This is a genomic window from Pseudomonas sp. Mn2068, from assembly GCF_049319725.1.
GTDB classification, from domain to species: domain Bacteria; phylum Pseudomonadota; class Gammaproteobacteria; order Pseudomonadales; family Pseudomonadaceae; genus Aquipseudomonas; species Aquipseudomonas gingeri.
Window position 1 is genome coordinate 249,602 of record NZ_JBMOUG010000006.1, and the last position, 18,775, is coordinate 268,376.

Sequence of the window (18,775 nt, forward strand, 5' to 3'; positions counted from 1 at the left end):
TATTTTCTAATTTGTTCTGATCCAATACCCGGCGGCAGGGCTGACGTTCGGTCCGCTTGCGAAAAAAATTAAACTCGGGTAACCAATGGAGCTGGCAAGTTCCGTGCATTTAACGATGCGCAATCAACCGGTCACCCGAGCAGCAGTACTTGGCATTCGTTGTGCCCAGTCGCACAGCCTTACCCGGTACTCGTCTCAGGACAATGGAGCGTCGTAGATGAGTGACAAGAATAGCGATGACCTCAAGCTTCAAGCCTCGGAAAACACCCTGGGCCTGAACCCCGTCGTCGGCTTGCGTAGAAAGGACCTTCTGACTTCTGCACGAATGGTATTGGCCCAAGCCATCAAGCAACCTATCCACAGCGTCAAGCACGTCGCCCATTTCGGCGTCGAACTGAAGAATGTGCTGCTCGGCAAATCGAGCCTGCAACCGGAAAGCGACGACCGTCGCTTCTGCGACCCGGCCTGGAGCCAGAACCCGCTCTACAAACGCTACCTGCAAACCTATCTGGCCTGGCGCAAGGAGCTCCATGACTGGATCGGTGACAGTTCACTCTCGCCCCAGGACATCAGCCGCGGGCACTTCGTCATCAACCTGATGACCGAGGCCATGGCGCCGACCAACACCGCGGCCAACCCGGCGGCGGTCAAGCGCTTCTTCGAGACCGGCGGCAAGAGCCTGCTCGACGGCCTGTCGAACCTGGCCAAGGACCTGGTGCACAACGGCGGCATGCCCAGCCAGGTGAACATGGGCGCCTTCGAGGTCGGCAAGAGCCTGGGCACCACAGAAGGCGCGGTGGTGTTTCGCAACGACGTGCTGGAACTGATCCAGTACGGGCCGATCACCGAACAGGTGCACGAGCGCCCGCTGCTGGTGGTGCCGCCGCAGATCAACAAGTTCTACGTCTTCGACCTCAGCCCGGACAAGAGCCTGGCGCGTTTCTGCCTGCGCAGCCACCAGCAGACCTTTATCGTCAGCTGGCGCAACCCGACCAAGGCCCAGCGCGAGTGGGGCCTGTCGACCTATATCGAGGCGCTGAAGGAAGCCGTCGACGTGGTCACCGCCATCACCGGCAGCAAGGACGTCAACATGCTCGGCGCCTGCTCCGGGGGCATCACCTGCACCGCCCTGCTCGGCCATTACGCCGCCCTCGGCGAGAAGAAGGTCAACTCCCTGACCCTGCTGGTCAGCGTGCTCGACACCACCCTCGACACCCAGGTGGCGCTGTTCGTCGACGAACAGACCCTGGAAGCCGCCAAGCGCCACTCCTACCAGGCCGGCGTGCTGGAGGGCAGCGACATGGCGAAAGTCTTCGCCTGGATGCGTCCCAACGACCTGATCTGGAACTACTGGGTCAACAACTACCTGCTCGGCAACGAGCCGCCGGTGTTCGATATCCTCTTCTGGAACAACGACACCACCCGCCTGCCGGCCGCGTTCCACGGCGACCTGATCGAGATGTTCAAGAACAACCCGCTGGTACGCGCCGATGCCCTGGAAGTGTGCGGCACGCCGATCGACCTGAAGAAAGTCACCGCCGACATCTTCTCCCTGGCCGGCACCAACGACCACATCACCCCCTGGAAGTCCTGCTACAAGTCGGCCCAGCTGTTCGGCGGCAAGGTCGAGTTCGTGCTCTCGAGCAGCGGGCACATCCAGAGCATCCTCAACCCGCCGGGCAATCCGAAGTCGCGCTACATGACCAGCGACGAGATGCCGGCCAAGGCCGAGGACTGGCAGGAAAACTCCACCAAGCACACCGACTCCTGGTGGCTGTACTGGCAGACCTGGCTGGCCGAGCGCTCGGGCAAGCTGAAGAAGTCGCCGACCAGCCTGGGTAGCAAGGCCTACCCATCGGCCGAGGCGGCACCGGGGACCTACGTGCACGAACGCTAGATCCATGTCCCTCCCGTGGGAGCCGGCTTGCTGGCGATAGCGGTGTGTCAGGCGGCGGACTCGCTGACCGACAGGCCGCAATCGCCAGCAACCCGGCTCCCACAAGAACAGCGTCGAAGCAGAAAACCGATCCGATCACAGGGCTTCAAGCATGCCGCAACCGTTCATCTTCCGAACCATCGACCTGGATGGCCAGACCATCCGTACTGCGGTTCGCCCCGGCAAGCCTCATCTGACGCCCTTGCTGATCTTCAACGGCATCGGCGCCAACCTGGAGCTGGTGTTTCCGTTCGTCCAGGCGCTGGACCCGGACCTGGAAGTGATTGCCTTCGACGTCCCTGGCGTCGGCGGCTCTTCCACGCCGAACCGCCCCTATCGCTTTCCCGGCCTGGCCAAGCTCAGTGCACGCATGCTCGATTACCTGGACTATGGCCAGGTCAACGCGGTCGGCGTGTCCTGGGGCGGCGCCCTGGCCCAGCAGTTCGCCTACGACTACCCGGAGCGCTGCAAGAAGCTGATCCTCGCCGCCACCGCCGCCGGTGCGTTCATGGTCCCGGGCAAGCCCAAGGTGCTGTGGAACATGGCCAGCCCGCGCCGCTACATCCAGCCGTCCCATGTCATTCGCATCGCCCCGACCATCTATGGCGGCGCGTTCCGGCGCGACCCGAACCTGGCCGCCGAACACGCCGCCAAGGTGCGCTCGGCGGGCAAGCTGGGCTACTACTGGCAACTGTTCGCCGGCCTCGGCTGGACCAGCATCCACTGGCTGCACAAGATCCACCAGCCGACCCTGGTGCTGGCCGGCGACGACGATCCGCTGATTCCGCTGATCAATATGCGCCTGCTGGCCTGGCGTATTCCCAATGCCCAGCTACACATAATCGATGATGGTCATTTATTCCTGATCACCCGGGCCGAAGCCGTGGCCCCCATCATCATGAAATTTCTCGAGGAAGAACGTCTGCGGGCGGTCATGCACCCGCAGCCGGCGCCCTTCAAGAGTACCTAGGGTCCGTACGGGACCTCGCCGAGCGGTGATCAGGCGAGCCTGTTTTCAACGCAGCATGGTCAGTGCGCAGGCAGTTTTCGTACAGAGCCCAGGAGCTTCAATTAGCAGTAAGCCTTCCGGCAGGACGCCGGCAGAGTGCAACAGAGGCCAGGGCCGACGATCTCGTCCACCTGGTGCGATGTATTGGTTGATAGCTTGATGACGAAGGAGTGTTGACTCATGCGAGACAAACCAGCGACGGGTTCGATGCCCACCCCCGCCGCGTTCATCAACGCGCAAAGTGCGATTACCGGTCTGCGCGGCCGGGATCTGTTTTCCACCCTGCGCAGCGTCGCCACCCACGGCCTGCGCAATCCGCTGCATACCGCGCGACACGCGCTGGCCCTGGGTGGCCAGCTGGGCAAGGTGCTGCTTGGCGAAACGCCGCACAAGCCCAACCCCCAGGACCAGCGCTTCGCCGATCCGGCGTGGAGCCTGAACCCGTTCTACCGACGCAGCCTGCAAGCCTACCTGGCCTGGCAGAACCAGGTCCGGCACTGGATCGACGACAGCCAGATGAGCCAGGACGACCGGGCCCGGGCGCACTTTATCTTCGCCCTGCTCAACGATGCGGTGGCACCGTCCAACACCCTGCTCAACCCGCTGGCGGTCAAGGAACTGTTCAACTCCGGCGGCAACAGCATCGTGCGCGGCATCAGCCACCTGGTGAACGACCTGCTGCACAACAACGGGCTGCCCAGCCAGGTCACCAAGCACTCCTTCGAAGTCGGCAAGACCGTGGCCACCACCCAGGGTTCGGTGGTGTTTCGCAATGAACTGCTGGAACTGATCCAGTACCGACCGATGAGCGAGAAGCAGTATGCGAAACCGCTGCTGATCGTGCCGCCGCAGATCAACAAGTACTACATCTTCGACCTCAGCCCCGGCAACAGCTTTGTCCAGTACGCCCTGAAGAACAGCCTGCAGGTCTTCGTGGTCAGTTGGCGTAACCCGGACGTACGGCATCGCGAGTGGGGCCTGTCGACCTATGTCGAGGCGGTGGAGGAGGCCTTGAACGTCTGCCGGGCGATCACCGCCGCTCGCGAGGTCAACCTGATGGGCGCCTGCGCCGGCGGCCTGACCATCGCCGCCCTGCAAGGCCATCTGCAAGCCAAGCGCCAGTTGCGCCGGGTCTCCAGCGCCACCTACCTGGTCAGCCTGCTCGACAGCCAGCTGGACAGCCCGGCGACCCTGTTCGCCGACGAGCAGACCCTCGAGGCCGCCAAGCGCCGCTCCTACCAGCAAGGCGTGCTCGATGGCCGGGACATGGCCAAGGTCTTCGCCTGGATGCGGCCCAACGACCTGATCTGGAACTACTGGATCAACAACTACCTGCTGGGCAAGGAACCGCCGGCCTTCGACATCCTCTACTGGAACAACGACAACACCCGCCTGCCGGCGGCGCTGCACGGCGACCTGCTGGATTTCTTCAAGCACAACCCGCTGAGTCATCCCGGCGGCCTGGAAGTCTGCGGCACGCCCATCGACCTGCAGAAGGTCACGGTCGACAGTTTCAGCGTCGGCGGCATCAACGATCACATCACGCCCTGGGATGCGGTCTATCGCTCGACCCTGCTGCTGGGTGGCGAACGCCGCTTCGTGCTGTCCAACAGCGGCCATGTGCAGAGCATCCTCAATCCGCCGGACAACCCCAAGGCCAACTACATCGACAACCCCAAGCTCAGCAGCGACCCACGGGCCTGGTACTACGACGGCAAGCAGGTGGCGGGCAGTTGGTGGACGCAGTGGCTGGAGTGGATCCAGGCCCGCTCCGGCGCCCTGGAAGAAACCCGGATGACATTGGGCAATGCGAACTACCCACCCATGGAGGCAGCACCCGGCACCTATGTGCGAGTGCGTTGACTATCACCGGACACGGCTGCCCGGCAGCCGTGACGAACTGCCGGATCGACCTAAGAAGACTGGATGAAAACCCGCGATCGGATTCTTGAATGTGCGCTGCAACTGTTCAACCAGAAGGGCGAACCCAATGTTTCGACCATGGAAATTGCCAATGAAATGGGAATCAGCCCAGGCAATCTCTACTATCACTTCCATGGCAAGGAGCCGTTGGTGCTCGGCCTGTTCGAGCGCTTCCAGGAAGAACTGACGCCACTGCTGGACCCGCCGGCGGATGTCGAACTGGCGCCCGAGGACTACTGGTTTTTCCTGCACCTGATCGTCGAGCGCCTGGCTCACTACCGTTTCCTGTTCCAGGACCTGTCCAACCTCGCCGGCCGCCTGCCCAGGCTCGCCAAGGGCATCCGCAACCTGCTCAACGCCCTCAAGCGGACCCTCGCCTCCCTGCTGGCGCGCCTGAAGGCCCAGGGTTTTCTGGTCAGTGAAACCCAGGCACTGGGGCAGTTGGTGGAACAGATCACCCTGACGCTGCTGTTCTCGCTGGATTATCAGCGGATCATCGGGCGCGAGGGCGAAGTGCGCCTGGTGGTGTACCAGATCATGATGCTGGTGGCGCCTCACCTGCTGCCCCCGGCGCGGGTGGTGACGGAGCAGATGGCGTTGCGGTATCTCGAAGATCACGACTGACAGCTGAGTATTGCGGCGCCTGTTCCACTCCCTTCGCAGGAACGGGCGACACAGCTCCTGAGACCCAAACAAAAACGCCCGACCTTCACAGGCCGGGCGTTTTCGTTCAGCGGTGCACGACTCAGGACTGAGGCGTGGAGGCCGCCGGGGCTGGTGCAACAGCTGGAGTCGCTGGAGTCGCCGGGGCCACCGAATTGGTGGTCGGTGCGACAGCCGGCTTGGCCGCAGCGGGAGCCGCAGGCTTCGGCGCCGCCGGTTTGGCCGCCGCAGGCTTCTTCGCCGCGGCCGGCTTGGCGGCTGGTTTTGCCGCGGGCTTGGCCGCCGGCTTGGCTGCAGGTTTCGCCGCCGCGGGTTTGGCCGCGGGTTTCACTGCCGGTTTGGCAGCAGGCTTGGCGGCAGGTTTCGCCACCGGCTTGGCGGCGGCTTTGGCTGCCGGTTTCGCTGCCGGCTTGGCCGCCGCGGTTTTCGCCGCAGGCTTGGCGGCAGGTTTCGCCGCGGCCTTGACCAGTGGCTTGGCCGCCGGTTTCGCCGCAGGCTTGGCAGCGGCGGGTTTCGTCGAGGCCGGAGTCACCGAGCGACCGGTCAGCTTCTCGATCTGCTTGGTCAGGGTATCGACCTTGCTGTGCAGCGCCTTCACTTCATTGCGGCTGGGCACGCCCAGGCGCGAAATGGCGCTGTTCAGGCGCTTGTCGAAAGCCCCTTCCAGTTCGTCCCACTTGCCCAGTGCGCGATCCTTGACACCGCTGATGCGCGACTTGGCCGAACCGGCGGAGTCCTTGGCGGCCTCGACGGTTTTACCGACGGCACTCTTGGTCAGTTTCTCGGCCTTTTCGCCGTCCTTTACCAGGGTCTCGAAGAGCTTGCTGCCGTCACTGTCGATCTTCGAGTACACGCCTAAACCAGCAAGCCAGATTTTGCGGGAATACTCTTCAACCTTCCCGATCCACGAGCTGCCTTCTTTCTCAGTATTCTTTTTGCCAGCCATCCCGTTCTCCTTAATGTTTACGCGCGACACGTTCGAGCAACGCCGTCAACTCATCGAGCTTAGCAGACAGTGTCTCTACGTCATGTTTAGACGGAATCCCGATGCGATTCAAGGCACTGGCGACACGGTTGTCGAAAGCTTTCTCGACCCTGTCCAGTTGCACTTCGACCTTGCCCCTGAGGCTGCTGACATCGTTCTTCACGTTGTCGATCTGGCTGTTGGCGGCTTCAAGCTTCGCATCAACAACCTTTTTGCCTTCTTTTTCAACGCCTTGGCCGGCTTTCACGAGCTCGTTGAAGTACTCGCTGCCTTCCTTGCCGACCTTGGTATAGGCCCCCAGGCCCGCCAACCAGATCTTGCGGGCATAGACTTTCACGTCAGCCAGGGCGGTGGACTGAACGTCGGATTTTTTCTTCAGACTGACTTTGGCCATGGTGCACCTCACGCGAGAACGATTGGAGGAACTGCCCGCAGGAATTGGGGCTCATGCACAAAGTAATGACAAAAATTAGAATGGGCACCCTAACCGCACGATGTCCCGTCGCCCTTGCCCGTGGCAACCGGGCTCAGGCGCAGGACCCGGGCGGGAGCGGGTCAGGCCAGGGCCTTGTCCAGCGCCTTCTCGATCTCGGCCTTGATGGTGCCGCTCATGGCCGACATCAGCATGCCCAACTCGACATCCACCTTGATCCGATCCTCGGCGATCTGCACTTCGCCGCTGACACCGGAACGCTTGAGACTCACGGTATCGCCCGACCAACGCGGCGCCAGGCCGTACTGCTCGGCCAGTTTGCGCACCAGCACTTCGGCTTTCTCACGAGCGCCTGCCAGACCAAGGTGGTGGGCACGCTCGACACTAATCCGGGCCATCGATTGACTCCTGTTCTATAGAGATACGCCGGGCCGGCCTTGAACCACGCTGCGTCAATCGGCCCCGGTCACCCACTATACTTACATTCCGCCTTTGCCAAGACAAAGCCGGCCACCGGGATTAGAATGGCCCGCATTCTCTTCTGGTGACAGCGATATGACTGATCAGCGCAAAGGCAGCGATGCCGAACCCACCACCCACTTCGGCTTCAAGAACGTGCCGGAAAGCCAAAAGGCGGAAAAAGTCGCTGAGGTTTTCCACTCGGTCGCGGCCAAGTACGACCTGATGAACGACGTGCTCTCCGGCGGCATGCACCGCCTGTGGAAGCGCTTCACCATCGAGCTGTCGGGCGTGCGCGCCGGTAACCGGGTGCTGGATATCGCCGGCGGTACCGGCGACCTGACCAAAAAGTTCTCGCACCTGGTAGGCCCCACCGGCCAGGTGGTGCTGGCCGACATCAACGCTTCCATGCTCAAGGTCGGCCGTGACCGCCTGCTGGACCTGGGCGTGGCCGGCAACGTTGAGTTCGTCCAGGCCGATGCGGAGAAGCTGCCGTTCCCGGACAACCATTTCGACTGCGTGACCATCGCCTTCGGCCTGCGCAACGTCACCCACAAGGAAGACGCCCTGCGCTCCATGCTGCGGGTACTCAAGCCGGGCGGGCGCCTGCTGGTGCTGGAGTTCTCCAAGCCGACCAACAAGCTGATGTCCAAGGTCTACGACGCCTATTCGTTCGCCTTCATGCCCCTGGCCGGCAAGCTGATCACCAATGACTCGGAAAGCTATCGCTACCTGGCCGAATCGATCCGCATGCACCCGAACCAGGAAACCCTGAAGTCGATGATGGTGGACGCCGGTTTCGACCGCGTGACCTATCACAACATGACCGCGGGCATCGTCGCCCTGCACCGCGGCATCAAGCCCTGATGGTGCTCAGCGGCCTGCTCGCCGGTGTCGAACACGGCCTCAACCGGGTGCTGCGTCTCGACAGCACCGCCCTGGGCCGCCTCGCGCACCTGAGCGGCAAGGTCATCGAGGTCGACAGTCCGGCCTTGAAGCTGTTCATCCTGCCCGGCGATGACGGCCTGATGCTGGCCGCCCACTGGGCCGCTGGCGCCGACTGCATTCTCCGCGCGCCGACCACCAGCCTGCTGAACCTGGCCCTGAGCAAGGACAAGACAGCGATCCTGCACGGCCCGGATGTGCACCTGGAAGGCGACAGCGCGGTGCTGCTGGACCTCGCCGCCGTGCTGCAGGACCTGGAGCTGGACTGGGAGTACGAACTCTCGCGCTGGCTCGGCCCGGTGGCCACGCAACTGATCAGCGGCCACCTGCGCAGCCGCGCCGGCTGGTATCGCCAGGGGTTCGCCAGCCTCAACCAGAACCTGGCCGAATACCTCAGCGAAGAATCCCGGGCATTGGTCGGCAAGCACGAGGCCGAAGCCCGTTTCGCCGAACTCGACCGGATCAAGCTAGATTTAGAACGACTCGAGGCGCGCTTCGAACGCCTCTCCCGATCCCTCAACTCCAGCGATAACGCATGAAGCTGCTTGCCGTCCGCCGTCTGTTGCGCATCCAGCGCGTCGTGATCCGCTACCGTCTCGATGACCTGCTGTTCGAGCTGCCCCTGCCCTGGTTTCTCCTGGCCCTGCGCTTTGCCCTGCCGTGGCGCTGGTTCCCGCGCAAGCCGCTGGAACTGAGCCGTGGCGCGCGGCTGCGCCTGGCGTTGCAGGACCTGGGGCCGATCTTCATCAAGTTCGGGCAGATTCTCTCGACCCGCCGCGACCTGCTGCCCGAGGACATCGCCGACGAACTGATGCTGCTGCAGGACCGCGTACCGCCGTTCGACTCGCAAAAGGCCGTGGACCTGATCGAGTCGCAACTGGGCAAGAAGATCAGCGAGGTCTTCAGCCGTTTCGACATCGAACCGCTGGCCTCGGCCTCGGTGGCCCAGGTCCACGCCGCCCAGCTGAAAAGCGGCGAGGAAGTAGTGGTGAAGGTCATCCGCCCGGGGCTCAAGCCGATCATCGCCCAGGACCTGGCGTGGCTGTTCATCCTCGCCCGCGCCGCCGAACGGGTCTCGTCCGACGCGCGCCTGCTGCACCCGGTGGACGTGGTCAGCGACTACGAGAAGACCATCTACGACGAGCTCGACCTGCTGCGCGAGGCGGCCAACGCCAGCCAGTTGCGCCGCAACTTCGAAGGCTCTGAGATGATGTACGTGCCCCAGGTCTACTGGGACTGGTGCCGGCCGAAAGTGCTGGTGATGGAGCGCATCTACGGCATCCAGGTCACGGACCTGGCGACCCTCGCCGACCAGCGCACCGACATGAAGATGCTCGCCGAGCGCGGCGTGGAGATCTTCTTCACCCAGGTGTTCCGCGACAGCTTCTTCCACGCCGACATGCACCCCGGCAACATCTTCGTCAGCACCGTCAATCCGTGGAGCCCGCAGTACATCGCCATCGACTGCGGCATCGTCGGCAGCCTGACCCCGCAGGACCAGGATTACCTGGCACGCAACCTGTTCGCCTTCTTCAAGCGTGACTACCGGCGCGTCGCCCAGTTGCACATCGATTCGGGCTGGGTGCCGGCGCACACCAAGCTCAACGAATTCGAGGCGGCGATCCGCACCGTCTGCGAGCCGATCTTCGAAAAACCGCTGAAGGACATCTCCTTCGGCCAGGTGTTGATGCGCCTGTTCCAGACCGCACGGCGCTTCAACATGGAGGTCCAGCCGCAACTGGTGCTGCTGCAGAAGACCCTGCTCAATATCGAGGGCCTGGGCCGCCAGCTGTACCCGGACCTGGACCTGTGGAGCACCGCCCAGCCGTTCCTCGAACGCTGGATGCGCGAGCGGGTCAGCCCGAAAACCCTGCTGGGCAACCTGCACAGCCAGGTCGAACAACTGCCGCACCTGGCCGACATGACCCGCGACCTGCTCGAACGCCTGTCGCAGCCCCATGCCGCCGATCCCGAACCGAAATGGAAAAAACGCAAGGACGACTGGCTGCTGCGCCTGCTCGGTTCGCTGCACCTGGGTGGCGGCGCGTTCCTTGCCGCCGGCGGACCGCTGCACGAGCTGGGGCACTGGCCGGCGGCGATCATGGTGGCCATCGGTTTGTATCTGGTCGTGCGCCGATAGCCAGTGAGGCCGCCGGCTGGCAAACTGTCCATTCGCCGAGGCCCCACCACGCAGGTCGGGCCCGGTTGTCGGAGTCGAAGATGAAAGACTGGCTGGACGAGATCAAATGGGACAGCGACGGCCTGGTGCCGGCCATTGCCCAGGATCACAAGACCGGGCGCGTGCTGATGATGGCCTGGATGAACCGCGAGGCATTGCAACTGACCGCCCGCGAAAACCGCGCCATCTACTGGTCGCGCTCGCGTGGCAGACTGTGGCGCAAGGGCGAGGAGTCCGGGCATGTACAGCACCTGCACGAAATGCGCCTGGACTGTGACGCCGACGTGATCATCCTGATGGTCGAGCAGGTCGGCGATATCGCCTGCCACACCGGCCGCCAGAGCTGCTTCTACCGCGTTTATGAAAACGACGGCTGGAAGACGGTCGATCCGGTCCTCAAGGACCCGCACAGCATCTACGCAGCAGGACACTGAACATGACTGACACCCTGACCCGCCTGGCCCAGGTGCTGGAAGAGCGCAAAGGCGCCGCCGCCGACAGCTCGTACGTCGCCAGCCTGTACCACAAGGGCCTGAACAAGATTCTGGAGAAGGTCGGCGAAGAGTCGGTCGAGACCATCATTGCCGCCAAGGACGCCGCCATCAGCGGCGATTGCAGCGATGTGATCTACGAAACCGCCGATTTGTGGTTCCACAGCCTGGTCATGCTCGCCCAACTGGGGCAGCATCCACAGGCCGTGCTGGATGAGTTGGACCGTCGCTTCGGATTGTCCGGACACGTCGAGAAAGCCTCGCGCCCGTCCGCCTGAACAACTTTTAGAGAGGAGCAGCACCATGGGCATTTTTGACTGGAAACACTGGATCGTCATCCTGGTTGTTGTCGTGCTGGTGTTTGGCACCAAGAAACTCAAGAACCTCGGCACCGATGTCGGCGAGTCGATCAAGGGCTTTCGCAAGGCCATGAACGACGACGAAAAACCTGCCGAGCCGGGCGTACCGCCAGTCGCACAGCCGGCCCCACCGGTACAGCCACAGGCCGCTGCCCAGCAGAACACGCCGCACACCATCGACGTGCAGGCGCAGAAAGTGGAAGAGCTCGTAAACAAAGAGCCCCGCAATCATTCGTGAGTGCTGACTAATGTTCGGTATCAGCTTCAGTGAACTGCTGCTCGTCGGCCTCGTGGCCCTGCTGGTCCTCGGCCCCGAGCGCCTGCCGGGCGCCGCGCGCACGGCGGGCCTGTGGGTCGGGCGCCTGAAACGCAGCTTCAACGCGATCAAGCAGGAAGTGGAACGGGAAATCGGTGCCGACGAGATTCGTCGGCAACTGCACAACGAACACATCCTGTCCCTGGAGCAGGAAGCCCGCAAGATCCTGTCGCCGGTCCAGGAACCGACGACTCCGCCGGTCGCCGAACAGACGATTCACCCTGTGGCCGCGCCAGGCCTGCCGGGCGAACCAGTACCAGGCGATCTGCCGCCGACCACCGTGCCGGCCAGCGAAGCGGTGCCGGTACTCGGTGCCGTCGAACCGGCCCCGCACGTGGCGACGCCGACCGAAGCCGTTGTTCCCGCGCCGACGCCCAGTGCGCCAGCTTCTCATGACCCTACTTTGCCGCCGCGAGCCCCATGAGCGATATTCCGGAAAACGACCAGCACATGCCGCTGGTTTCGCACCTCACCGAGTTGCGCACCCGCCTGCTGCGTTGCGTCGCGGCGATCTTCCTGATCTTTGCCGGGTTGTTCTCCTTTACCCAGCAGATCTACACCTTCGTCTCCACGCCGTTGCGCCAGTACCTGCCGACCGGGGCGACGATGATCGCCACCGACGTCTCATCGCCCTTCCTGACGCCGCTCAAGCTGACCATGATGGTTTCGCTGTTCCTGGCGATCCCGGTGATCCTGCACCAGATCTGGGGGTTTATCGCCCCCGGCCTGTACAAGCATGAAAAGCGCATCGCCGTGCCGTTGCTGGTGTCGAGCATCGCGCTGTTCTACACCGGCATGGCGTTCGCCTACTACCTGGTGTTTCCGCTGATCTTCAAGTTCTTCGCCGCCGCCACCCCGGCCGGCGTGGAAATGATGACCGACATCACCAGCTACCTCGACTTCGTCATGACGCTGTTCTTCGCCTTCGGCGTGGCCTTTGAAATCCCGGTGGCCGTGGTGCTGCTGGTGTGGATCGGCGTGGTCGACGTCAAGTACCTGAAGAAAATCCGTCCGTACGTGGTCATCGGCTGCTTCGTGGTCGGCATGATCCTGACTCCGCCGGACGTATTCTCCCAGACACTGCTGGCGGTACCGATGTGGCTGCTGTTCGAGATCGGCATCCTGTTCGGCAGCCTGGTCAGCAAGCGTGGCGAGCACCCGCAGGACGCCCCCAGCGACAACGACGCCCAACCGCCAGCGCCGCAAGCGTGAACCTGCTGCTACTGGAAGAGGCCGACTTCATCGCGGCCGACCAGGTGGTGCTGCGTGATCGGCGCCTGACCCATATGCAGGAAGTCCACCGGGTGGCGCTGGGCGACAACCTGCGGGTGGGACGCATCGGTGGCCTGATGGGCAATGCCGAAGTCGTGCGCCTGGAGGCCGGCGAAGCGCAGTTGCGGGTCAGCCTCGACCAGCCGCCACCGGCCAAGCTGCCATTGACCCTGGTCCTCGCCCTGCCACGCCCGAAGATGCTCCGCCGGGTGTTCCAGACCATCGCCACCATGGGCGTGCCCAAGGTGGTGCTGGTCAACAGCTACCGCGTGGAAAAGAGCTTCTGGCAGACCCCCTTCCTCGAACCCGAGGCGATTCGCGAGCAACTGGTTCTCGGACTGGAGCAGACCCGCGATACTGTGCTGCCCGAAGTGATCATCGAGAAACGCTTCAAGCCATTCGTCGAAGACCGCCTGCCCGCCATCAGCGCAGGCACCCTGGGGCTGGTCGGCCATCCCGGCAACTACCCGCCCTGCCCGCGCGGACTGGATGAGCCGGTGACACTGGCCATCGGCCCGGAAGGCGGCTGGATCCCCTACGAAATCGACCTGCTGGCCAGGTCCGGCCTGCAACCGGTACAGCTCGGCGAGCGCATCCTGCGGGTCGAGACCGCCGTCACCGCCCTGCTCGCCCGTCTGTTCTGACCAGCCGTCCCGCGCCCGCTTCAGTTTCAGGGGCACGGGCCGATATACCGGCACTACTAAAAAAAATCTGCCGCCAGGCTTACGAGCACCTGTCAGGAGTCCGTCCCATGTACCGTTGGTTAGCCCAGAACCTGGGTAATGTGAGCGTCAATCTGAAACTCGGCATCGGCTTCAGCCTGGTGCTGCTGTTGACAGTCGTGATCACCTTCACCGGTTGGACCGGCCTGAGTTCGGTGATCAGTCGCGGCGACAAGCTGGGCTATATCTCCAGCCTCAACCTGTTGACCAAGGACCTGCGCATCGCCCGCCTGGACTATGAAATGCGCAAGGGCGAACAGGGCCCCGGCGTGGTCAGCGACCTGCTGGGCAAGCTGGAAAGCGGCCTGCAGAGTGCCCGCAAGCAGGTGGAAACCCCGGAAAGCATCACCCTGATCGACCAGCAACTGGCGGCCCTCACGGAATACAAGCGGGCCTTCGCCGATATGATCCAGGCCATGCAGAATCGCGAGAGCGCTCGCAGCGCGCTCGGGGCCAACGCCGACAATGCCGTCGCCAAGGTCGCCGAGGTGGAGAAATCCATGCTGCAGGGCGACAGCGTCGCCCAGTTCAACAGCGTGGTCGACCTCAGCAAGCAACTGCAGCAGTCCCGCTACCAGGTCCGCGGCTACACCTACAGCGGCAAAAGCGATGCCGAACAACCGGCCCTGGAGGCCATCGACAGCGCCCTGGGCACCCTCGCCAGCCTGCCGGCCAAATTGCCGGAACAGCACCAGGCCAACCTCCAGCAGGCGGGCGAGTCCTTCAAGGCCTACCGGGCCGCCGTCGGCGCCTTCCGCGACTCCCAGGTCGCCAGCGCCCAGGCGCTCAAGCGCATGGAAGAGCAAGGCAACAAACTGCTGGGACTCAGCGACCAGTTGACCGAGTTGCAGACCGGCCGCCGTGACAGCGACGCGGCCAACGCGAAAAACATGCTCGGCATCGCCACCGTCCTGGCCCTGCTGTTCGGCGTGATTGCCGCCTGGGCCATCACCCGCCAGATCGTGATTCCGCTGCAACAGACCCTCAAGGTCGTCGAGCGCGTGGCCGCGGGCGATCTGAGCCAGGACCTGGAAACCAGCCGCCGCGACGAACTCGGCCAGTTGCAGCGGGCCATGCACAGCATGACCGTCAGCCTGCGCAAGCTGATCGGCGGTATCAGCGACGGCGTCACCCAGATCGCCAGCGCCGCCGAGCAACTGTCCGCCGTCACCGAGCAGACCAGTGCCGGGGTCAACAGCCAGAAGGTCGAGACCGACCAGGTCGCCACGGCCATGCACGAGATGACCGCCACCGTGCAGGAAGTCGCGCGCAACGCCGAGGAAGCCTCGGAAGCCGCCGCCGCGGCGGACCAGCAGGCCCGCGAAGGCGACAGGGTGGTTGGCGAGGCCATCGCCCAGATCGAGCGCCTGGCGACCGAAGTCGGCAACTCCACCGCGGCCATGAGCCATCTCAAGGCCGAAAGCGACAAGATCGGCAGCGTGCTCGACGTGATCAAGTCGGTGGCCCAGCAGACCAACCTGCTGGCCCTCAACGCCGCCATCGAGGCGGCCCGCGCCGGTGAGGCCGGGCGCGGTTTCGCCGTGGTCGCCGATGAAGTGCGCAGCCTGGCCCTGCGTACGCAGAAGTCCACCGAAGAGATCGAGGAACTGATCGTCGGCCTGCAAAGCGGCACCCAGCAGGTGGCGAACATCATGGACAACAGTCGCGGCCTGACCGACAGCAGCGTCGAACTGACCCGTCGCGCCGGCGGCTCGCTGGAAAGCATCACCCGCACCGTGTCGGCGATCCAGGCGATGAACCAGCAGATCGCCGCCGCCGCCGAACAGCAGAGCGCCACCGCGGAAGAGATCAACCGCAGCGTGCTGAATGTACGGGACGTTTCCGAGCAGACCTCGTCGGCCAGTGAAGAAACGGCCGCCTCCAGCATCGAGTTGGCGCGCCTGGGCAATCACCTGCAGGTGCTGGTCAGCCATTTCCGCCTGTAACGCCCCATAGGGCGGGGAGGCCGACCAGGCCTCCCAACTCCTTCAAACACAAGGGAATTCCCCTACAGCCTGATCAGGTCAGGTCTCCCGCCGGAAAGCCGATGAGAGGACATCGCCCGACGCATTCATGCGCCGGGCTCGACCACTTATCCGCCTGGCAGGAGATCCACCATGTTTCCTCGGTTTGCCCATGCATTAATCGACCGCAGCGTCCGCTTCAAGCTGTCCCTGGGTTTCGGCCTGGTGCTGCAACTGACACTCGTCATCACCGCCACCGGCTGGTACGCCCTGCAACACACCATCGAGCATTCGCACCAACTGTCGATCATTGCCCGGCTCAGCCATATCACCAAGGGCATGCGCGCCGACCGCATTGCCTTTCGGGTCCTGAACGACACCCGGAGCCAGGACAATGTCAGGCGCCAGCTGGCCGAGATCAACCAGCACCTGGGCGCGCTGCGTGAACGCATCGAGGACCCCGCCTACCAGGACCTGCTGGAAAGACAGCGCGGCAGCCTCGCCGCCTTCCAGGATGCCCTCGACGAGCTGGGCCGGACGGTCGACGACCGCGAACGCCTGCGCTCGCAACTGGCCGCAGACCTGGAACAGGCCAGCCTGACCGTGGCCAGGACCCAGGCCAGTGTCCTGGTGGCCAGCGGCACCTTCGGTACAGGTATCGAGTGGCAGCCACTGGTCGCCGCTATTGAGCAGTTGCGCCAACAGATCGAGCACAGCCACGACAGCGTGGAAACCCCGGCCTACACCTTCGCCTCGCCGCAAGACTATTCACAGCAGGCGCTCCAGGCCATCGAACGGCTCGACGAGATACTGCAACAGATCAGGCAACGTATCGGCAGCCTGCCGGCGACGGTCATCGGCGACCCGGTAGCCCTCGTCGCGACCCTCACCACCTACCAGGCCAGCCTTATGCAGTTTCGCGAGGCACAGACGCAAACCGCCACCCTGCATGAGCGCATGGAAACCCTGGGAGGGCTGTTGCTCGACGGAAATGACGCCCTGAGCCTGGGCCAGACAGAAAAGCGCGACCGCGACACCCGCCGCTCGAACAGGGTGCTGATCGCCGTTGCCGCGCTGGCCCTGCTGATCGGTGCCTTGTCCGCCTGGGTCATCAGCACCCAGATCCTGGTCCCCCTCAAGCGCAGCCTCAAGGTCGCCGAGCACATCGCCGCCGGCGACCTGAGCCGCGATATCCGGGTCGAACGCGGCGACGAAATGGGCCAGTTGCAGCAAGCCCTGCAACGCATGAGCCAGGGCCTGCGCGAACTGGTCGGCGGTATCGGCCAGGGCACCGCCCGCGTGGCCGGGGCTGCCCGCCAGTTGTCCGGCAGCACCGAGCAGACCAGCACCCGCATTGGCCGGCAGCGTGACGAAATCGACCAGATCGCCACGGCGATGAAACAGATGACCGCCACCGCCCGGGAAGTCGCGCAGCATGCCGAGGCCGCGTCCCTGGCTGCCAACCAGGCCGAGCAGCAGGCCAGGGACGGCGACCGGGCGGTGGCCGAGAGCATCGGGCAGATCGTCCAGCTGGAGCAGGAAATGCAGCAGTGCACCGCGGCGATGACCACCCTCAAGCAGGAAAGCGAGAAGATCGGCGGCGTGCTGGATGTGATCAAGTCGGTCTCGCTGCAAACCAACCTGCTGGCACTCAACGCCACGATCGAGGCGGCCAGGGCCGGCGAGGCCGGGCGGGGGTTTGCGGTGGTCGCCGACGAAGTCCGCAGCCTGGCGCAACGCACCCAGGACTCGACCGAGGAGATCGAAGGCCTGGTCAGCGCCTTGCAGAACGGTACCCAGCAAGTGGCGCAGCGCCTGGACAAAAGCCGCGGCCTGAGCCGCAGCAGCGTCGAGTCCAGCCGACGCAGCGGCAGCAAGCTGACGGGCATCAGCCGCAGCGTGTCGCAGATCCTCGGGATGAACGAGCAGATTGCCGCCGCCGGCGAACAGCAGAGCATCGTCGCCGAACAGATCAGTCGCAGCGTGCTGCAGGTGCGGGACATGTCCCAGCAGACCGCCCACACCTGCGACGAGACCGCCGCCGCCAGCCTGCAACTGAGCCAGCTCGGGGCTCAGTTGCAGCGCCTGGTGGAGCGCTTCAAGGTGTGAACCTCAGTCGATCTCGGCCAGCCAGGCGGTTTCCTTGAACCACTTGTCATGGATCCGATCATAGGTGCCGTCTTCGGCGATCTGGTGGAGGAAGTGGTTGATCCAGTTCAGGCTGTCGTGATCGCCCTTCTTCAGGCCGAAGGCCAGGGGCTCGTAGGTGAAGGGCTGCTCCAGGCAGAGCAGTTTGCCCTGGCCCAGCTTGTTCACCGCCACCAGGTTGTAGGGCGCATCATGGATAAAGGCATCGGCCTTGCCGTCGATCACGTCCTGCACGCCCTCCTCCTCGGTGGCGTAGCTGACCAGCTGGGCCTTGCCGATCATTCGCCTGGCGACTATCTCACCGGTGGTGCCGGCCTTGACCCGCAGGCGGTAGCCGGGTTCGTTCAGGTCCTCGAAGCTCTGCACCTTGTTCGCCAGCGCCAGGGGGATCAACAGCGTCTGTCCGACCACGATAAAGGGATCGCTGAAGTTCAACCGCAGGTTGCGCTCCTGGGTCAGGGTCATGCCGCTGGCGACCAGATCGGTCTTGCCCGCCAGCAGATTGGGGATCAGTTCCGGGTAGCCGCTGGGCAACAACTCCAGCTTCACCCCCAGGGACTTGCTCATCTCATGCAACAGGTCGATTTCGAAGCCCACGACCCGCCCCTGCCTGTCCGTCATCTGGAACGGCATATAGGTCGGGTTGGTACCAACCTTGAGGCTTCCGCGCCTGACCGCCTCGTCGATGGCGCCCGCCTGGAGCCAGCAGGCGTGGAAGAGCGTGACAGCGCCCAGCAACAGTATCGACAGATACCTTTTCGTCATGAAGATTCCTTGGTCCATTTCCCGATGATGCCAGCCGCTCCTGGCACGCTGTGCACAACCACAGTCGCCAGCAGGCCTGGCCGGCACGATTTCGGGGCGCGATCCTAACGTACTCGATCACGCTGCCATACGGCGCCGGGCGGGTCTTTTGTTACCAAATGACAATAGATGCGGGGAGGTGCGGGAGGGGAAATACGCGGTAACGA

At 63.8% G+C, this 18,775-nt stretch carries 19 protein-coding genes and 1 pseudogene; 16 read left to right on the top strand and 4 right to left on the bottom strand.

Annotated elements, in window-relative coordinates; all coding sequences use genetic code 11:
* Window positions 1-217: 217 nt before the first annotated feature.
* The 4 genes from phaC (ACL9RJ_RS16205) (at window position 218) to ACL9RJ_RS16220 (ending at window position 5,492) form a co-directional block, all read left to right on the top strand.
* Window positions 218-1,897 (top strand): class II poly(R)-hydroxyalkanoic acid synthase, encoded by a 1,680-nt coding sequence (phaC, locus tag ACL9RJ_RS16205; protein ID WP_017126924.1) that lies wholly within the window; start codon window positions 218-220, stop codon window positions 1,895-1,897.
* A 151-nt stretch (window positions 1,898-2,048) separates the two neighbouring features.
* Window positions 2,049-2,906 (top strand): poly(3-hydroxyalkanoate) depolymerase, encoded by an 858-nt coding sequence (gene phaZ, locus ACL9RJ_RS16210; RefSeq protein ID WP_103032937.1) that lies wholly within the window; start codon window positions 2,049-2,051, stop codon window positions 2,904-2,906.
* Window positions 2,907-3,125: 219 nt separating this feature from the next.
* A complete protein-coding gene (phaC, locus tag ACL9RJ_RS16215; RefSeq protein WP_177083503.1) occupies window positions 3,126-4,808 on the top strand; it encodes a class II poly(R)-hydroxyalkanoic acid synthase in 1,683 nt (560 codons plus the stop codon).
* Window positions 4,809-4,871: 63 nt separating this feature from the next.
* The gene (locus ACL9RJ_RS16220) at window positions 4,872-5,492 is read left to right on the top strand and encodes a TetR/AcrR family transcriptional regulator (RefSeq protein ID WP_017126926.1); all 621 of its coding nucleotides are present in this window, start codon (window positions 4,872-4,874) and stop codon (window positions 5,490-5,492) included.
* Between the two features lie 121 nt (window positions 5,493-5,613).
* On the opposite strand, the gene ACL9RJ_RS16225 is transcribed toward ACL9RJ_RS16220, so the two are convergent.
* From ACL9RJ_RS16225 to ACL9RJ_RS16235, 3 genes are all read right to left on the bottom strand, one after another.
* Entirely contained in the window at window positions 5,614-6,477 is an 864-nt protein-coding gene (locus ACL9RJ_RS16225; RefSeq protein ID WP_422765484.1) for a phasin family protein, read from the bottom strand.
* A gap of 10 nt (window positions 6,478-6,487) precedes the next feature.
* Window positions 6,488-6,910, bottom strand: coding sequence for a phasin family protein (locus ACL9RJ_RS16230; protein ID WP_017126929.1), 423 nt, complete (start codon window positions 6,908-6,910; stop codon window positions 6,488-6,490).
* A gap of 161 nt (window positions 6,911-7,071) precedes the next feature.
* A complete protein-coding gene (locus ACL9RJ_RS16235) occupies window positions 7,072-7,347 on the bottom strand; it encodes a polyhydroxyalkanoic acid system family protein (RefSeq protein ID WP_017126930.1) in 276 nt (91 codons plus the stop codon).
* Window positions 7,348-7,504: 157 nt separating this feature from the next.
* Between ACL9RJ_RS16235 and ubiE the strand changes: the two genes are divergently transcribed.
* From ubiE to ACL9RJ_RS16295, 12 genes and pseudogenes are all read left to right on the top strand, one after another.
* Window positions 7,505-8,275 carry a bifunctional demethylmenaquinone methyltransferase/2-methoxy-6-polyprenyl-1,4-benzoquinol methylase UbiE gene (ubiE, locus tag ACL9RJ_RS16240; protein WP_017126931.1) on the top strand — a complete coding sequence of 257 codons (771 nt, stop codon included), beginning with the start codon at window positions 7,505-7,507 and terminating at the stop codon, window positions 8,273-8,275.
* Window positions 8,275-8,892, top strand: a complete 618-nt coding sequence (locus ACL9RJ_RS16245; RefSeq protein ID WP_017126932.1) for a ubiquinone biosynthesis accessory factor UbiJ — start codon at window positions 8,275-8,277, stop codon at window positions 8,890-8,892. Before ubiE ends, ACL9RJ_RS16245 begins: the two co-directional genes overlap by 1 nt.
* Window positions 8,889-10,493 (top strand): ubiquinone biosynthesis regulatory protein kinase UbiB, encoded by a 1,605-nt coding sequence (gene ubiB / locus ACL9RJ_RS16250; RefSeq protein ID WP_017126933.1) that lies wholly within the window; start codon window positions 8,889-8,891, stop codon window positions 10,491-10,493. Before ACL9RJ_RS16245 ends, ubiB begins: the two co-directional genes overlap by 4 nt.
* 80 nt (window positions 10,494-10,573) lie before the next feature.
* A complete protein-coding gene (gene hisI, locus ACL9RJ_RS16255) occupies window positions 10,574-10,966 on the top strand; it encodes a phosphoribosyl-AMP cyclohydrolase (protein WP_017126934.1) in 393 nt (130 codons plus the stop codon).
* 2 nt (window positions 10,967-10,968) lie between these two features.
* Window positions 10,969-11,301, top strand: coding sequence for a phosphoribosyl-ATP diphosphatase (locus tag ACL9RJ_RS16260; protein ID WP_017126935.1), 333 nt, complete (start codon window positions 10,969-10,971; stop codon window positions 11,299-11,301).
* A 25-nt stretch (window positions 11,302-11,326) separates the two neighbouring features.
* Window positions 11,327-11,620 carry a twin-arginine translocase TatA/TatE family subunit gene (locus tag ACL9RJ_RS16265; RefSeq protein ID WP_017126936.1) on the top strand — a complete coding sequence of 98 codons (294 nt, stop codon included), beginning with the start codon at window positions 11,327-11,329 and terminating at the stop codon, window positions 11,618-11,620.
* A gap of 10 nt (window positions 11,621-11,630) precedes the next feature.
* On the top strand, window positions 11,631-12,122 hold the full coding sequence (gene tatB / locus ACL9RJ_RS16270) for a Sec-independent protein translocase protein TatB (protein WP_017126937.1): 492 nt from the start codon (window positions 11,631-11,633) through the stop codon (window positions 12,120-12,122).
* Window positions 12,119-12,910, top strand: coding sequence for a twin-arginine translocase subunit TatC (gene tatC, locus ACL9RJ_RS16275; protein WP_017126938.1), 792 nt, complete (start codon window positions 12,119-12,121; stop codon window positions 12,908-12,910). The genes tatB and tatC overlap by 4 nt, the downstream gene beginning before the upstream one ends.
* Window positions 12,907-13,614, top strand: a complete 708-nt coding sequence (locus ACL9RJ_RS16280; protein ID WP_017126939.1) for a 16S rRNA (uracil(1498)-N(3))-methyltransferase — start codon at window positions 12,907-12,909, stop codon at window positions 13,612-13,614. The genes tatC and ACL9RJ_RS16280 overlap by 4 nt, the downstream gene beginning before the upstream one ends.
* A 107-nt stretch (window positions 13,615-13,721) precedes the next feature.
* Window positions 13,722-14,780: pseudogene (locus ACL9RJ_RS16285) on the top strand (methyl-accepting chemotaxis protein); the annotation flags it as partial.
* 144 nt (window positions 14,781-14,924) lie between these two features.
* A complete protein-coding gene (locus ACL9RJ_RS16290) occupies window positions 14,925-15,638 on the top strand; it encodes a methyl-accepting chemotaxis protein (protein ID WP_377652947.1) in 714 nt (237 codons plus the stop codon).
* Window positions 15,639-15,809: 171 nt separating this feature from the next.
* On the top strand, window positions 15,810-17,765 hold the full coding sequence (locus ACL9RJ_RS16295; protein WP_017126940.1) for a methyl-accepting chemotaxis protein: 1,956 nt from the start codon (window positions 15,810-15,812) through the stop codon (window positions 17,763-17,765).
* Between the two features lie 3 nt (window positions 17,766-17,768).
* On the opposite strand, the gene ACL9RJ_RS16300 is transcribed toward ACL9RJ_RS16295, so the two are convergent.
* A complete protein-coding gene (locus ACL9RJ_RS16300) occupies window positions 17,769-18,569 on the bottom strand; it encodes a transporter substrate-binding domain-containing protein (RefSeq protein WP_017126941.1) in 801 nt (266 codons plus the stop codon).
* Window positions 18,570-18,775: the final 206 nt, after the last annotated feature.

Bases quoted from the DNA above. Each gene is read 5' to 3' on its own strand.
- phaC (WP_017126924.1), top strand. From the start codon at position 218: ATGAGTGACAAGAATAGCGATGACCTCAAGCTTCAAGCCTCGGAAAAC.
- phaZ (WP_103032937.1), top strand. From the start codon at position 2,049: ATGCCGCAACCGTTCATCTTCCGAACCATCGACCTGGATGGCCAGACC.
- phaC (WP_177083503.1), top strand. From the start codon at position 3,126: ATGCGAGACAAACCAGCGACGGGTTCGATGCCCACCCCCGCCGCGTTC.
- ACL9RJ_RS16220 (WP_017126926.1), top strand. From the start codon at position 4,872: ATGAAAACCCGCGATCGGATTCTTGAATGTGCGCTGCAACTGTTCAAC.
- ACL9RJ_RS16225 (WP_422765484.1), bottom strand. From the start codon at position 6,477: ATGGCTGGCAAAAAGAATACTGAGAAAGAAGGCAGCTCGTGGATCGGG.
- ACL9RJ_RS16230 (WP_017126929.1), bottom strand. From the start codon at position 6,910: ATGGCCAAAGTCAGTCTGAAGAAAAAATCCGACGTTCAGTCCACCGCC.
- ACL9RJ_RS16235 (WP_017126930.1), bottom strand. From the start codon at position 7,347: ATGGCCCGGATTAGTGTCGAGCGTGCCCACCACCTTGGTCTGGCAGGC.
- ubiE (WP_017126931.1), top strand. From the start codon at position 7,505: ATGACTGATCAGCGCAAAGGCAGCGATGCCGAACCCACCACCCACTTC.
- ACL9RJ_RS16245 (WP_017126932.1), top strand. From the start codon at position 8,275: ATGGTGCTCAGCGGCCTGCTCGCCGGTGTCGAACACGGCCTCAACCGG.
- ubiB (WP_017126933.1), top strand. From the start codon at position 8,889: ATGAAGCTGCTTGCCGTCCGCCGTCTGTTGCGCATCCAGCGCGTCGTG.
- hisI (WP_017126934.1), top strand. From the start codon at position 10,574: ATGAAAGACTGGCTGGACGAGATCAAATGGGACAGCGACGGCCTGGTG.
- ACL9RJ_RS16260 (WP_017126935.1), top strand. From the start codon at position 10,969: ATGACTGACACCCTGACCCGCCTGGCCCAGGTGCTGGAAGAGCGCAAA.
- ACL9RJ_RS16265 (WP_017126936.1), top strand. From the start codon at position 11,327: ATGGGCATTTTTGACTGGAAACACTGGATCGTCATCCTGGTTGTTGTC.
- tatB (WP_017126937.1), top strand. From the start codon at position 11,631: ATGTTCGGTATCAGCTTCAGTGAACTGCTGCTCGTCGGCCTCGTGGCC.
- tatC (WP_017126938.1), top strand. From the start codon at position 12,119: ATGAGCGATATTCCGGAAAACGACCAGCACATGCCGCTGGTTTCGCAC.
- ACL9RJ_RS16290 (WP_377652947.1), top strand. From the start codon at position 14,925: ATGCACGAGATGACCGCCACCGTGCAGGAAGTCGCGCGCAACGCCGAG.
- ACL9RJ_RS16295 (WP_017126940.1), top strand. From the start codon at position 15,810: ATGTTTCCTCGGTTTGCCCATGCATTAATCGACCGCAGCGTCCGCTTC.
- ACL9RJ_RS16300 (WP_017126941.1), bottom strand. From the start codon at position 18,569: ATGACGAAAAGGTATCTGTCGATACTGTTGCTGGGCGCTGTCACGCTC.